11 protein-coding genes are annotated in these 13900 nt (G+C 49.6%); 6 read left to right on the top strand and 5 right to left on the bottom strand.

The window, feature by feature from the left end; translation table 11 throughout:
* From SD10_RS26530 to SD10_RS26515, 4 genes are all read left to right on the top strand, one after another.
* Window positions 1–1638 carry a sodium/sugar symporter gene (locus SD10_RS26530; protein WP_046578223.1) on the top strand — a complete coding sequence of 546 codons (1638 nt, stop codon included), beginning with the start codon at window positions 1–3 and terminating at the stop codon, window positions 1636–1638.
* A gap of 143 nt (window positions 1639–1781) precedes the next feature.
* Window positions 1782–2636 carry an inositol oxygenase family protein gene (locus SD10_RS26525; protein WP_046578220.1) on the top strand — a complete coding sequence of 285 codons (855 nt, stop codon included), beginning with the start codon at window positions 1782–1784 and terminating at the stop codon, window positions 2634–2636.
* Between the two features lie 55 nt (window positions 2637–2691).
* Complete coding sequence (locus SD10_RS26520; protein WP_046578218.1) at window positions 2692–2973, top strand: hypothetical protein; 282 nt, start codon at window positions 2692–2694, stop codon at window positions 2971–2973.
* 88 nt (window positions 2974–3061) lie between these two features.
* On the top strand, window positions 3062–4465 hold the full coding sequence (locus tag SD10_RS26515; protein WP_046578216.1) for a sodium:solute symporter family protein: 1404 nt from the start codon (window positions 3062–3064) through the stop codon (window positions 4463–4465).
* On the opposite strand, the gene SD10_RS26510 is transcribed toward SD10_RS26515, so the two are convergent.
* The 4 genes from SD10_RS26510 to SD10_RS26495 form a co-directional block, all read right to left on the bottom strand.
* Window positions 4434–4880: a DinB family protein gene (locus tag SD10_RS26510; RefSeq protein ID WP_046578214.1), complete on the bottom strand. Its 447-nt coding sequence runs from the start codon at window positions 4878–4880 to the stop codon at window positions 4434–4436. The genes SD10_RS26515 and SD10_RS26510 overlap by 32 nt on opposite strands.
* 49 nt (window positions 4881–4929) lie before the next feature.
* Window positions 4930–5382, bottom strand: coding sequence for an NUDIX domain-containing protein (locus SD10_RS26505; RefSeq protein WP_046578212.1), 453 nt, complete (start codon window positions 5380–5382; stop codon window positions 4930–4932).
* Window positions 5383–5414: 32 nt separating this feature from the next.
* Window positions 5415–5696, bottom strand: a complete 282-nt coding sequence (locus SD10_RS26500; protein WP_227699078.1) for a hypothetical protein — start codon at window positions 5694–5696, stop codon at window positions 5415–5417.
* A 150-nt stretch (window positions 5697–5846) separates the two neighbouring features.
* Window positions 5847–7124 carry a DUF349 domain-containing protein gene (locus SD10_RS26495; protein ID WP_046578210.1) on the bottom strand — a complete coding sequence of 426 codons (1278 nt, stop codon included), beginning with the start codon at window positions 7122–7124 and terminating at the stop codon, window positions 5847–5849.
* A gap of 73 nt (window positions 7125–7197) precedes the next feature.
* Between SD10_RS26495 and ettA the strand changes: the two genes are divergently transcribed.
* Window positions 7198–8865 carry an energy-dependent translational throttle protein EttA gene (gene ettA, locus SD10_RS26490; RefSeq protein WP_046578208.1) on the top strand — a complete coding sequence of 556 codons (1668 nt, stop codon included), beginning with the start codon at window positions 7198–7200 and terminating at the stop codon, window positions 8863–8865.
* 50 nt (window positions 8866–8915) lie between these two features.
* On the opposite strand, the gene SD10_RS26485 is transcribed toward ettA, so the two are convergent.
* Window positions 8916–9947, bottom strand: coding sequence for a PorP/SprF family type IX secretion system membrane protein (locus SD10_RS26485; RefSeq protein ID WP_046578206.1), 1032 nt, complete (start codon window positions 9945–9947; stop codon window positions 8916–8918).
* 232 nt (window positions 9948–10179) lie between these two features.
* Between SD10_RS26485 and SD10_RS26480 the strand changes: the two genes are divergently transcribed.
* The gene (locus tag SD10_RS26480) at window positions 10180–13848 is read left to right on the top strand and encodes a T9SS C-terminal target domain-containing protein (protein WP_046578204.1); all 3669 of its coding nucleotides are present in this window, start codon (window positions 10180–10182) and stop codon (window positions 13846–13848) included.
* Window positions 13849–13900 lie beyond the last annotated feature (52 nt).

The following is a 13900-nucleotide window of genomic DNA, read 5'->3' as shown; positions in this document are numbered from 1 at the left end:
ATGAATCACCTCGCTACGGCCGACTACATCGTTTTCTTTATTTACTTTATCATTGTCGTTGGCTACGGTTACTGGGTGTACCGGCGGAAACGCCAGGCCCAGATGAACACAACCGACTTTTTTCTGGCCGAAGGATCGTTAACCTGGTGGGCCATCGGCGCTTCGTTGATTGCGTCTAATATTTCAGCAGAGCATTTCATCGGTATGGCGGGTTCGGGCTTCGCCATGGGGCTGGCTATATCGTCGTATGAGTGGTTTGCTGCGGCTACGCTGATTATTGTGGCTGTATTTTTCATTCCCATTTACCTTCGAAATCACATTTACACCATGCCGCAGTTTCTGGCGCAGCGGTATAGCGATACGGTTAGTACCATTCTGGCGGTGTTCTGGCTGGTCGTTTATGTGCTGGTTAATCTTACATCTATTCTGTATCTGGGCGCCATCGCCATCGAATCGCTGGTCGGTATATCCTTCACAACCTGCACCATTGGGCTAGCTTTGTTTGCCATTTTCATTACGCTCGGCGGGATGAAAGTAATTGGCTATACCGATGTTATTCAGGTCGTTGTGTTGATTTTTGGCGGGTTGGTCGTTACGTATTTAGCTTTGCAACTCGTTGCACAGGAAACGGGTACGGCGGGTGTCTGGAATGGATTGCTGGCTATTCATAAACAGGCCGACAGCCATTTTCACATGTTTTTTCCGAAAGGGCATCCTCATTATGAAGTATTGCCAGGAATGGCGCTGGTAACGGGCGGCATGTGGATCAATAATCTTTCGTACTGGGGCTGTAATCAGTACATCGTTCAGCGGGCGTTGGGTGCCGACCTGAAGACTGCCCGTTCGGGTATTCTGTTTGCCGCCTTTCTGAAACTATTGATTCCTGTCATCGTGGTTATTCCCGGTATTGCCGCTTTTGTGCTGTACCAGAACGGGCCTTTTCGCGCGGCCATGACCGATGCGGCAGGTGTGGTCAAACCTGACCATGCTTATCCTGTTTTAATGAATCTGTTGCCTATTGGTATGAAAGGGCTTGCCTTTGCCGCGCTCACGGCGGCTGTGGTTGCCTCTTTGGCCGGGAAATGCAACTCCATCTCAACAATTTTTACGCTTGACCTGTACAAAAAATACATTGACAAATCAGCGTCAGAGCAAAAACTGGTGAATGTTGGGCGTTGGGCCATCATCGGATCGTTTGGCGTCGCTATTTTGTTGGCGCCTATGCTTCGTTCGCTCGATCAGGTGTACCAGTATATTCAGGAATACACCAATTTTATCACGCCGGGCGTATTCGCCATTTTTCTGCTTGGCTTCTTCTGGAAGCGGGCCACAAACCGGGCCGCCATGACGGTGGCCATCCTGACAATTCCTTTTTCAACCTTACTTAAGTTCTGGCCTGAGGTGATGGGGCTGCTCAACGTTCAGGTCGACTCTATTCCCTTCCTGCATCGGACAACCCTGGTTTTTTGTATCGATATGGTGCTCATGGTCATTGTGTCGCTCACCGATCCGGCGGGATATGCCACGGGTAAAAGCATCGAGGTAGATCAGCGCCTGTTCCGTGTGACGCCTTCATTTGTGGCTGGTTCGGTTGGGATCTTTGCCATTCTGGCTGTCCTCTACACTATGTTCTGGTAAAGCAAATCCTAGGCATCCCAAACGAGCAGATATGCTTGCGCTGCATGACCTGGCCGAGTGAGTAGATTATAGAATAACTTTTGGTCTATACCACTGGTTAACAGCAATAAATTTTTAATTTTGCCTCCTAAATTTATTTGGCTATGATGAGTGAAACTGCCCCCCTTGCCAGCCTCGACCAATGGGAAGATGACGTGCTGAGTCGCTACCCTGAACCCGAGCATAAGTCGAAAGAAGACTACCGGAACTACGATTCGCCGGAGCGCGACACTGTTCGGGAGTTCTACCGGCTAAACCATACATACCAAACGTACGATTTTGTTCGGGAGAAGGAACGCGAGTTCCTGGCTTTCGACAAGAAGGAGTTACCCGTTTGGGGGGCAATGGAGTTTTTGAATACGCTGGTAGACGACTCCGACCCAGACACGGATCTTGACCAGCTTCAGCACCTGCTCCAAACAGCCGAAGCCATCCGGGCCGACGGTCACCCTGACTGGTTTGTGCTGACGGGGTTTTTGCACGATATGGGTAAGGTATTATGCCTGTTCGGCGAGCCACAGTGGGCCGTTGTTGGCGATACATTCCCGGTGGGCTGTAAGCATTCTGACAAGATTGTTTATTCTGAGTATTTTGTCAACAACCCAGATGCGCACGACGAGCGCTATAATACCAAATATGGTGTCTATGAGCCTAACTGTGGTCTGCGCAACGTGCATATGTCATGGGGGCACGATGAATACCTGTACCAAATCATGAAGAATTACATGCCCGAACCGGCTTTGTACATGATGCGGTATCATTCATTTTACTCGCAACACCGGGAGGGAGCTTACGACCACCTGATGGACGCTCATGACCATGAGATGTTCAAATGGGTTAACAAGTTCAACCCCTATGATTTATATTCCAAGAGCCCGAAACCGCCGGTCGTCAGTGAATTGAAGCCTTACTATGAGGATTTAATCGCCAAATATTTGCCAGCTACGTTGCGTTTGTAACTAATTTACTTTATGATTGTATAAAGGAAGTGTAGCCACCGATGACGAACATTGTATGTATTTGGAAGAACGCATCGAGCAGGTTGAACGGCAAAATGCAACAACTGCACGAGCCGTCGCTGATTTAACAGTTGATGTCCGTGTTATTCGCCGGGATATGACGGAAGGGTTTAAGCAAGTTAATACCCGGCTTGACAACCTGGAAGCGGACGTCAGCATCCTAAAGCAAGATGTGAGTATCCTGAAGCAGGACGTAAGTGAGCTTAAGCAAGATGTGGGGACAATTAAACAAACCTTACAGCTTGTACTCACTTATCTGCACGAAAAACTGCCATAAATAGGCGGCTAAGATGTAATTTGAAGGCACAATGTATGCAAAGACTAGTCTCTGCATACATTGTGCCTTCTTAGTTAACTCCCCGCCAATGCTTCTCTTTTTTATAACACTGTATTTACTCTCCAACGTCGCGGTTGGCGCTTGGGCTGCCCGGCGCGTAACAACTTCGCAGGATTTCGTATTAGCGGGGCGTCGGTTACCATTGATGCTGGCGGCTTCGGTAACGTTCGCTACCTGGTTTGGCTCCGAGACAATTATGGGAGCACCGGCTATGTTTGTTGAAGGGGGTTTTCTGGCCGTTATCGAGGAGCCGTTTGGATCGTCTTTGTGTCTGTTTCTGGTGGGCGCATTTTTTGCCCGGCCGCTCTACCGGCTCAACATCACAACATTCTGCGATTACTTTCGCATCCGATTCGGCCGGTCGGCCGAGTTGTTATCGGCGATCATGGTCATCCCGTCCTACTTTAGCTGGATTTCGGCCCAACTGGTAGCCATTGGCATCGTGCTGAGTGTAGTAACAGATATTCCCCGTGAATACTGCATCATCGGTAGTGCCACTATTGTTATGGCGTATACACTGTTGGGCGGTATGTGGTCTATCTCCGTAACGGATTTCTTTCACAACCTGATTATCATTCTGGCGCTGGCGGTCCTGGGAGTCATGCTCTGGAATGACGTAGGTGGCTGGGAAACAATTGAAAAACGAACACCACAAGGCTTCTTCCGTTTTCTGCCTCAGTCAACTACAAAAGACTGGCTTGCCTACACAGCAGCCTGGATAACCATTGGGCTCGGCTCTATTCCCCAGCAGGATGTTTTTCAGCGCGTCATGGCCGCCAAGACGGGAAAAACAGCTGTTCGGGCTTCATTCCTGGCATCAGGTATGTATTTAACCGTAGCGATGTTGCCTCTGTTTATTGCGCTGAGCGCCAAACTGCTTCATCCCGACTTGCCGAAAGACAATCAATTGATCATTCCGAACATGGTTATGCGACATGGAAGTCTACCGCTGCAAGTCTTATTTTTCGGAGCCGTTACGTCAGCCATTTTGAGTGTATCAAGTGGGGCGATACTGGCACCAGCAACTGTTTTTGGGGAGAACGTGATGAAGTTTTTCCGGCCGGATATCAGCGATCAGGCTCTGTTAAAAACCATTCGGTGGGTTGTCGTACTCATTACGGTCATCTGCGTCGGGATGAGCATCACCCGCGACGCCAACATTTTCGATCTCGTTGGTGAATCTTCCGCCTTTAGTCTGGTCTCGTTATTCGTCCCGTTGACGGCGGGCATCTATTGGAAACGTGCTAACCTGACAGGATGCCTATGGTCCATGCTGGTTGGCTTTGGCGTTTGGCTTATCTGTTTATGGCTGGATACCACTTATTCGCCAATGCTGTGGGGTTTGTTGGCTAGCACGGTAGGCATGGTTGGAGGCAGCTTACTGAGTCGCTCTGTTCCAATCACGCATCCAGCAACCGCCGATGGTAATTGATCTGGCCAAGGTGATACGTCAAGTGTGTAGCTAAATGCACCAGGAAATAGCCCGTTGACGTTTTCTCCTCAAAGACCAGCATTGGGTATTCTTCCTCAAGCTGCGCTTCGGTTAGCGTACTCAGCGCATTATCGACAACAACTATGGTGTCGTCTATTTTCTGTAAAAGTTCAGCTCTGGGAACGTCCTTCAGGGAAAATTCCAGCTCCCGATGCCGGACATAGCCAGTTTTGCCAAGTTCTGCGCCCAGATATGTATTCAGATTGCCAGCCAGATGCAGGCATAAGTTACCCGCTGAGTTGGCAATATTTCGTTCAGTATGCCAGATCACGTCCTCGTTTTTATACTGGTCAATCTCTCTTCTTAGTTTTTCGAGGTCCCGGCGGAAGAGTTTCTTGAGTGTTTGAATCAGCATGTCGTTCGGTGGGGGCACTTGTATGGGATAGACTTCAGTGTGTTCTCCTTTACCCAAAATACTGTTGCTCAATTCGGCCAACGTAGCCTAGGTAAGTGGCGCTACTAAACCAGGGCTGAAGTTTAGTCCCAATATTTGGATAAAGATTGAGCTTGTTCAGGTCGGCAACGGGAATCCAGACTAAATTAAGCGCGGTTGTCTCGGTGGGATTTAAGGTAGGCTCGCCCTGAAGGTTGCGAGCCGCAAAAACCACATGCAGTACATCATCGTTGCGTTGCGACAGAAGCATTTCGCCCGCCAGAATCATCTCGCCCAACTCAACGGATACGCCCAACTCTTCCCGAATTTCACGGATAACAGTCTCTGTCAGAATTTCACCCCGTTCAGGGTTGCCGCCGGGTAAAGCGTAAACGTCCTGCCCACCATAAGAATAGCGCATAAGCAGTACTTGGGTCTGGCTCTCAGATTGACGCCAGATAAGCGCCGACGGACGAACTTTCATAAGCAGTGGGTTAGTGGCAACTCTGCGCCAAACTAGCAATCGCAGGAATAATTCCCATAGCCAGGGTAGCGGGGCGACAACTTACCCGAAATACTAACCACACGGTCGAGGGGAACTAGGTCGCCCGTGGCTAATTCCAGTACATCGGCGCCATCCTGACGAAGAAGTTGCTTAATGGTGACGTCAGTTTTTATAAATTCATTGAGATCGGTCAGGTATTCGAGCCGCACAAATTTGCCGGGGATGATCGCCGACCGGAAGGCGTTTTCATCAACAATAGAATCGAAGTTATTCAGATTTGTTTCCATACTCATGGAACAAGTCCTTAATACGAAACGTGCCCTGATTGAAACCGGGGCACGTTTCACGTTTTTTATTGACGTAAGGAAGCATCTTAAGGTATACTGGCAAACGTAGCAGGGCATCTTAAAATGCTTCCTTGCGTCAGCATGATAAAGAAAACGTTAGTAGCCTGCTGTTTCCAGATCCTTCTGTAGTTCGCGAAGGATGGTTTCCTTCATCGCGATCTTCCGTTTCTGGGTATTGATCTTATTCAGAATTTGTTTGTCTTCGTCCTTGTTAGGATCGAGTCCGTCGGCATCCTGCAAAGCGAACTGCAAATCGTTCTTTTCACGCTTAACGAGGTACTCCATCTCCCGGATTTTCGTCCGAATCTGCTCCGACTTACTCTTAAGCTCAAAGGCTGGATATTTCCGGGTGAGTACCCGACCAAGGTAGCTCAATTCAAAAATCTTATCGCAAGCGGCCCGGAACCGTTCGTTTACCACTTTATCCTGAAGCTTGAACGGTACGCGAATCTCTTTCCAACTGTTCAGAAGTACTTTTGCCCGTTCGGCAGCCGCGAAGATGTCCTGCTGTTTCGAGAGCTTTTCCACTTCATCAGCCATTTTCATCTGCTGCTCGATACGTGGGTCGATCTTCGGAACGATAACGATGCCCTTCGCGTCGTTGTACTTGGCGTAGAACATGGTGGTTGCTTTCTTAAACTGCTTGTACAGCTTACCGCTTTTCTTGATCGGTACTTCACCCACTACTTTCCAGGCGTTGTTGAGTTTTCGAACCTCCTGAAAGGCAGCGTCCAAATCACCCAGGCGGTTGGCCCGGAAGGCCAGGCGGATAAGCTCGTCGTATTTGTCGAGCCGTTCCTGAATGACTTTGTTTTGTTCGTTGAAAAACTCGCGCCGTCGGGTAAAAAATCCGTCCAGAAGCGCCTGAAAGCGGCCCTCAACCTCGGTTTCTGCTGCTTTATCGACGGGCCCCGTCTTAATCCATTTTGTTTTAATCTCTTGCAGAACATCCGCTGTTTCACGCCATTCCGTGCTATCAACAACAGCTTCCGCTTCGGCAATAAGTGCCCGTTTGATCTCCAGGTTTTTGAGTTGATTGACCGTAATCAAATCGGCCAGTAACTTCTCCTGAGCATCTAAACGGTCAAGCAGGGGCGGGAAATCACCTAACGCATCGAAGCCAAGCAGCTTCTTGCGCAGTTGGACCAGTTTAGTCAGATAGGAGCCTTTATTCTGGGCTTCTTCGATGTCTTTCTCTAACTGGCTTACTTTGTTTTCGGCGATGATGAAGCGATTTTTGAAATAATCGAGCGCTTCCTGCTCGGTTCGTTTGACTTCGCCGATCTGGCGGTCTTCGTAATTCAGGTAGCCTTTTAAAAATACCTTTCCGTCTTTGACGTAACCGTATTCATCTACCAGTGAAGCGTTTTCCATTACTGTGCTTGGTTAAGGCTGCGCTGTGGGTTAAATTTGAGGGTAATTGCCAACACAAATCTATCAGAAATTAATGAGTCAGGAAACCATAATTTTCTCAATGGCGGGCGTGAGTAAAAATATTCCGCCTAACCGACAAATCCTAAAGAACATATACCTTTCCTTCTTTTACGGCGCTAAAATTGGTGTTTTAGGGTTGAACGGTTCCGGTAAATCTACTTTATTACGCATCATTGCCGGTATCGACAAAAATTACACGGGCGAAGTGGTCTTCTCGCCGGGCTACTCGGTGGGTATGCTTGAGCAGGAGCCGCAGTTTACGCCCGGTCGTACCGTTCGCGAAATTGTTGAGGAAGGTGCTCAGGAAGTCGTCAATTTACTGAAGGAGTTTGAAGAGATCAACGAAGCCTTTGGCGACCCCGATGCCGACTTCGATAAGCTGATTGCCCGGCAGGGCGAAGTGCAGGAAAAGATCGACCATTTCAATGGCTGGGAACTCGACCAGAAGCTCGAACGAGCGATGGATGCCCTGCGTTGCCCGCCATCTGATGCGCTGATCGACAACCTTTCCGGGGGCGAAAAACGCCGGGTAGCGCTGTGTCGCCTGCTGCTTCAGCAACCCGATGTCCTGCTGCTCGATGAGCCGACCAACCACCTGGACGCCGAATCGGTGTTGTGGCTCGAAGAGCATTTACGGCAATATACAGGTACTGTTATTGCCGTAACCCACGACCGCTACTTCCTGGACAACGTAGCGGGCTGGATTCTCGAACTGGATCGGGGAGAAGGTATTCCCTGGAAAGGAAATTATTCGTCCTGGCTGGAGCAGAAGCAAAACCGCTTGGCTAAGGAAGAAAAAACCGAATCGAAGCGCCAGAAGACCCTTCAGCGGGAGCTGGAGTGGGTGAAGATGGCCCCCAAGGCACGTCAGGCCAAATCGAAAGCGCGGTTGGGCGCTTATGAAAAACTCCTGAATGAAGACGCCAAACAGCGGGACGAAAAGCTTGAAATATTCATTCCGGCCGGGCCACGGCTGGGGTCGAAAGTGATTGAAGCGGACGATGTTGCTAAAGCCTTTGGTGATCGGCTGCTATTCGAGCATTTGGGCTTCCGGCTGCCACAGGGCGGAATCGTTGGTATTATCGGGCCAAATGGCGCTGGTAAAACAACCCTGTTCAAACTGATTACGGGCCGTGAAAAGCCCGATGCCGGTACGTTTGACGTGGGAGAGACGGTTAAAGTCGCTTACGTTGATCAGGAGCACGATGGTCTCGATCCGAACAAGACCGTATTTGAAACGATTTCGGGGGGAAACGAGTGGATTATGATGGGCGGCAAGCAGTCGAACGCCCGTGCATATGTGAGCCGCTTTAATTTCGCTGGAGCCGATCAGGAAAAGAAAATCGGGACTTTATCGGGCGGTGAACGGAATCGGGTTCATCTGGCCATGATCCTCAAAGAAGGCGCTAACCTGCTGCTGCTCGATGAGCCAACCAACGATCTTGATGTGAATACATTACGGGCGCTGGAAGAAGGACTGGAAAATTTTGCGGGCTGCGCCGTCGTCATCAGCCACGATCGCTGGTTCCTGGATCGCATTGCTACTCATATTCTGGCCTTCGAAGGGGACTCACAAGCCTACTGGTTTGAAGGTAACTTCTCGGAATACGAGGAAAATCGGCGCAAACGTCTAGGTACCGACGCCACGCCAACCCGCATTAAGTATAAGAAGCTGGCTTAAACGAAAAGAGGGAAGATGCTATATCTTCCCTCTTTTCGTTTAAGCCCTTATTAAAACTTGGGGCAGGGTAATTTCTTATCCCGTCGTTTTACGCCTGCCCGTCGGCCTTCGGGTTTCTCGAAAATATAGGACAGAGACAACTCATGGGAGCCTCCGCTGTTGCCAAGGGTCGAAATGGTCACGTCGTAACTGTAGCCAATCGAGAACTTCTCCATGCGCCAGCCAACCAGTGCCGCAACGGCATCGTGGTTGTTTAATGTCTGATTGTACTTTTTGAACGGAATTCCCCGGTAATAAGCACCAATCGTCAACGGTGCATACGTTAGGTATGCGCCTATGTCTAACTGGTCGTATTTGCCCTGATGCTTGTACATAATCACAGGCGAAAGACTAATCTCGCGGTCCTCTTCATCGGCCAGGCCGGTGAAGCCCCCCAACGGAATGCGAAGACCTGCCTGAATACTGGTTTTCATGGGGAGCCGCTCCCGGTTACCGGCAAAGAACCCCTGGTCGGGTCTGTTGATGTGGTGCGCCGAGGCACCAACCCAGAACCAATCAGAGTAGAATAGGCCTCCTGTCGAAAAATCTGCGTATTTTACTGCTGGCAAGCCACCCTGTAGGGTAGGGTCGCCCGAAACGCTGCCGGTAATGAAGCCCCGGTCGGTAAACTGATCGCCCGTTGTTAAACCAAAATAGTTAATACTTCGGTTTACGTAAGAACCCTGTAACCCTAAACGTACAAAAGAGGATTCACTTACCTGAAATTGGTATGCATATTGCAACCCTATGTCTGTTGATTGAATCCTTCCCTGACCCTGATTGTCGCTCTGGATCATCAAACCAATGCCGCTATTGTATTTTTCGATGAAGTGATCGACCGCGACCATCGTTGTTACATAGTTGGTAATGGCGGGCCATTGATTACGGTAGTTGGCGGTAACGCGTGGAGCCAGTGCTGACCCGGCAAAGGCTGGGTTCAGGTACATCGGAGCTGCGTAGAATTGAGTGAACTGGGGGTCCTGAGCGAATGCAGTTCGGCCCACCGTCAGTGTCAATATTAGTAATATGTATTTATTGAGCATAATAGCAAAACAAGGCAAAGACTGGGCCAATATTATTGTTGCAACGCTGGTAGGTTAAACGAAGTATTTAGGCGTACAACAACCACTAAAATTAGTTGGAATTTAGGGGCTTTTGTGGCTGTAGGACGATAAAATTTTAATTGAACACCATCGTTTATACTAACGTAATGCCCCGATTGTTGTTATGTCGAGAATCGAATTTGCGTAGGTGGGCTTTATTCAGCGTTTCTTCATGTTAACTTTTAATAAGCATATTCGGGTAGTTGGACTTTTGGCCACGCTGTTCTTGCTGGTTGGGTCAATTACAGCCTGGGCGCAAGGCTTCAAAGTCAGCGGCAAAGCTTGTGTTCCTGATCAGGAATGTAAAGCCGACTCTCTCACATTTAGTGACAGTGTACTAACAGGTGTTACGACCCGTGTCTGGGATTTCGGGGATGGGACAACCGTAACCACGCAACGGGATTCTGTTGAGAAGCACGTATATCTACAGGCAGGTACATACACAGTTACTCTGAAGCGAACAGTCAATGGAATTGTACAAACGGTTTCTCGCCCACCAGTTTTTGTCGGTAACCGGCCACAATCATTTACTAATTGGCGCACAGATACAACTATCTGTAAAGGTGAAGTAATAACGCTGGACCCCTATGCAGGTGGTCCCCCCCAATCAGGACTTCGCTACCTTTGGTACCCAAAGGGAGATACGACTCAAAGTATAAAAGTCGATAGTTCGGGCTGTTATTCGGTTGAAGTAATAAACTCAGTCGGCTGTTCTTATCAGGATCGCATCAATGTCGATGTATGTGGCGAAAAGAAAGAGTCGCAGGGCGTAAAGTGGTATTTTGGGCAAAATGCGGGACTCGACTTCAGTGGCGGAGGAACACCAAAACCCATTACCGATGGTAAGCTGAATACCATCGAGGGATCATCGTCCATTGCGAATACAAAAGGAGTTCTGCTTTTTTATTCCGACGGGATTACCATTTATGATAAAGATGGTAAGCCCATGAAGTCACTCGTACCGGGTGACACCCTCGCGACACAGAAGCCACTGGACGGCAGCACACACTCAACGCAATCGGCGCTGATCGTGCCGAAGCCTACGTGCCGGGGTTGCGAATACCTTTATTATGTGTACACAACCTCCGAAATACGCGGGCAGAAGACACTAACGTATAGCGTAGTGGATATGCGTCAGAATGGGGGCAAAGGAGCCGTTGTTGAAAAAAATATTCCGTTGTCCAATCAGGGTACGGAGCAATCGGCGTCGGTAGCTAATACCCGTGACTCCACGTATTGGGTTATTACCCGAAAATACGGAACGAATCAATTTGAGGTCCGTCACTTAACGCGTAGTGAAAACGTCGATCCTGTTACTTATACAGGAGGGCAGGTAATCGATTCGTTGACAAATGCCGAAGGCTATATCAAAATCGGGCCGGCTGATACCACGGGCGGAAACAAAGGCAATCGTCCGATGGCCGTTGTCATTCCGGGACCACCCAAAAATTCGGTCGATCTCTATACCTTCAATGACTCAACCGGCGTCCTCAAATTTGATCGAACGCTCGATCTGGGACCAGCGCCCCCCAAAGCCTACGGGGTCGAGTTTTCTCCCGACGGCGAAAGTTTATATGTGACGATGCTGGCCGATACCAATGCCGACGGTAGTCAGAAAGGATCATCGTATATTTTAAAATACGACCTGAATCAACGAGACTCGCTCCTGACAAAGTCGAAGACCGTTGTTGACAGCAGTACAACCAGGCAATACGGTTCGCTTCAGATCGGCCCCGATGGCCGGATTTACGTCGCCATTAAGGGTAGTAGCTCGCTCGGGACCATCGAAAATCCAAATGGTGGTTTGCTGGATAGCCTGATTTATAATCCGGCCGGTCAGCCGCTCGGTGGACAGACAAGCCAGTTGGGTTTGCCAAACTTAGTCGCCAACTTCAATGACAATTCGAGCGGCCCTGGCCTAACCTATGGCGATACCTGCGTGAATGCCCCAACAGTATTCCAGATAAGTCCGAACTGTCCCAAATTAAAAGAAGCCTATACACTGGATTTTGGTGATGGAAGCCGGCCCTCGTCGACCACCTCGACCACGCCTATTACGCACGCCTACAAAACGCCCGGTCAATACTTTGTGAGTCTTCGAATTATTACAAAAACTAGTACCGGAGGCATTTGTAAAGACACACTAATTAAAGATACCCTAACGATTGTTGAAACACCGCCCGATATAAAGCTGGGAGCTGACACAGCCATTTGCAATAAGCGAGGTATTACGCTGGATATAAAAGTGCAGGCCAAAATGTACGTCTGGCTGGTGAATGGGGCGCTGGTCAGTAGGCAACGAACCTTAACACTGACCCGGCCGGGCTATTACATTGCTGTGGCCTTGGCGGCTAATGGCGAATGCTTCAAAAGCGACACGATTGAAGTTCAGATCAAGCCGGTGCCATCGCTCGACTTGGGACCTGATACGCTATTTTGTTATCGATCAAAAGTCGATATAACCGTGCCTCAAAAAACCTGGACCCAATTCCAGTGGAGTAATGGAGGAAACACGGGTACCATCTCTGTCGCCACGGCTGGCGTATATTCTGTAACGGCTCAGGCAACGGTAAACGGAACAACCTGCACAAACTCGGATACCATTCGGGTAAGCGAACTGCCTAAGATTCGCTTACAGGCTGCTTTGACAGGACCCAAAGCCTGTACATCGGCCGATGGGTCCATTGTGCTAACAACCACGCCGGCCGGTACCTATACGTATGCGTGGACCGGCTCCGATGGAACGGCCCGCCCTGCTGACAGCACAAATCAGTTGCTGGGCCTTGTCGAGGGAGGTTATAAAGTAGCTGTAACAGATACGCTTCATGAATGTAAAGTCGATTCATCGTTTATCCTGAAATCGCCGGCCAATCAACTCCGCTTAACGCCTAATGTGAAGGATGCCTTATGCAGCATACCCAATAGCGGCACCATCACTTTGACTGTTGCGGGAGGAACAGCCGCGACGTACGCCTGGCGGGATCAAAACAATAATGTCGTTTCGACAACGGCCGTATTTGGGCAGGCCTCGCCGGGGCTCTATACCGTTCAGGTCGTTGATATAAATGGCTGCAAAGCCCTGTCAGACAGTATCAAGGTTGGGCTCGACAGCACTGGATTTGCCCGACTTGGGCCCGATACGCTCAAGTGCAACGGCCTGGCCGTATCGCTGGCGCCCCGAACGGGCGACATTCCGGGGAACGTGTACCAATGGAGCAATGGGGCCACGACGCCGTCGATTTCGGTTACCGAACCGGGTACATATAGCCTTGTCTTGCGAAACACTCAATCGGGTTGTGTGGGACGCAGTAGCGTTCACGTAGATAATCGACCGCCACCAAACTTTTCCTATACTCAACAGGCAGCCCTTTGCGAAGGCGATCAGGGAACAACGATACTCTCAGCCAACGGGGCCACCGGCTTAAAGTATCTGTGGGTAACGCGAAGTGATACGACTAAGACCATAACGGTCCAACGCGCTGGCGACTATCCTATCCAGGTAACAGATCCATTAGGCTGTACAGCTACAGGTGTGGCTCGTGTCTTGAACCTGTGTGAGCCGCGCGTGAATGTGCCGGATGCATTTACGCCCAATGGCGACGGTACCAACGACCTGTTGCAGGTGTTTACAGCCTACATAACCGATTATGAATTCCGGATTTATAATCGTTGGGGAGAAGTCATCTTTGCCAGTAATAATCCCGAGCAAAAATGGGATGGTACCTATCGGGGATCGATCTATCCGGCCATGATTTACCCCTATGTCGTCGTCTTCAAAAGCCAGTATTTTCCTGAGCGTGAACGGGTTGTAAAACGCGGATCGGTGCTCTTGATTCGGTAGTATTTGTCCTCTTTTTTGCGTAAATTTGAAGTAAACGACTTCGCTGAAATCA

The organism is Spirosoma radiotolerans, from assembly GCF_000974425.1.
Taxonomy (GTDB): domain Bacteria; phylum Bacteroidota; class Bacteroidia; order Cytophagales; family Spirosomataceae; genus Spirosoma; species Spirosoma radiotolerans.
The sequence above is the reverse complement of the archived record's forward strand: the minus strand, read 5'-3'. Positions and strand labels throughout refer to the sequence as shown.

Excerpts from the sequence above, each read along its gene's own strand:
- SD10_RS26530 (WP_046578223.1), top strand. The coding sequence starts at position 1 with ATGAATCACCTCGCTACGGCCGACTACATCGTTTTCTTTATTTACTTT.
- SD10_RS26525 (WP_046578220.1), top strand. The coding sequence starts at position 1,782 with ATGATGAGTGAAACTGCCCCCCTTGCCAGCCTCGACCAATGGGAAGAT.
- SD10_RS26520 (WP_046578218.1), top strand. The coding sequence starts at position 2,692 with ATGTATTTGGAAGAACGCATCGAGCAGGTTGAACGGCAAAATGCAACA.
- SD10_RS26515 (WP_046578216.1), top strand. The coding sequence starts at position 3,062 with ATGCTTCTCTTTTTTATAACACTGTATTTACTCTCCAACGTCGCGGTT.
- SD10_RS26510 (WP_046578214.1), bottom strand. The coding sequence starts at position 4,880 with ATGCTGATTCAAACACTCAAGAAACTCTTCCGCCGGGACCTCGAAAAA.
- SD10_RS26505 (WP_046578212.1), bottom strand. The coding sequence starts at position 5,382 with ATGAAAGTTCGTCCGTCGGCGCTTATCTGGCGTCAATCTGAGAGCCAG.
- SD10_RS26500 (WP_227699078.1), bottom strand. The coding sequence starts at position 5,696 with ATGAGTATGGAAACAAATCTGAATAACTTCGATTCTATTGTTGATGAA.
- SD10_RS26495 (WP_046578210.1), bottom strand. The coding sequence starts at position 7,124 with ATGGAAAACGCTTCACTGGTAGATGAATACGGTTACGTCAAAGACGGA.
- ettA (WP_046578208.1), top strand. The coding sequence starts at position 7,198 with ATGAGTCAGGAAACCATAATTTTCTCAATGGCGGGCGTGAGTAAAAAT.
- SD10_RS26485 (WP_046578206.1), bottom strand. The coding sequence starts at position 9,947 with ATGCTCAATAAATACATATTACTAATATTGACACTGACGGTGGGCCGA.
- SD10_RS26480 (WP_046578204.1), top strand. The coding sequence starts at position 10,180 with ATGTTAACTTTTAATAAGCATATTCGGGTAGTTGGACTTTTGGCCACG.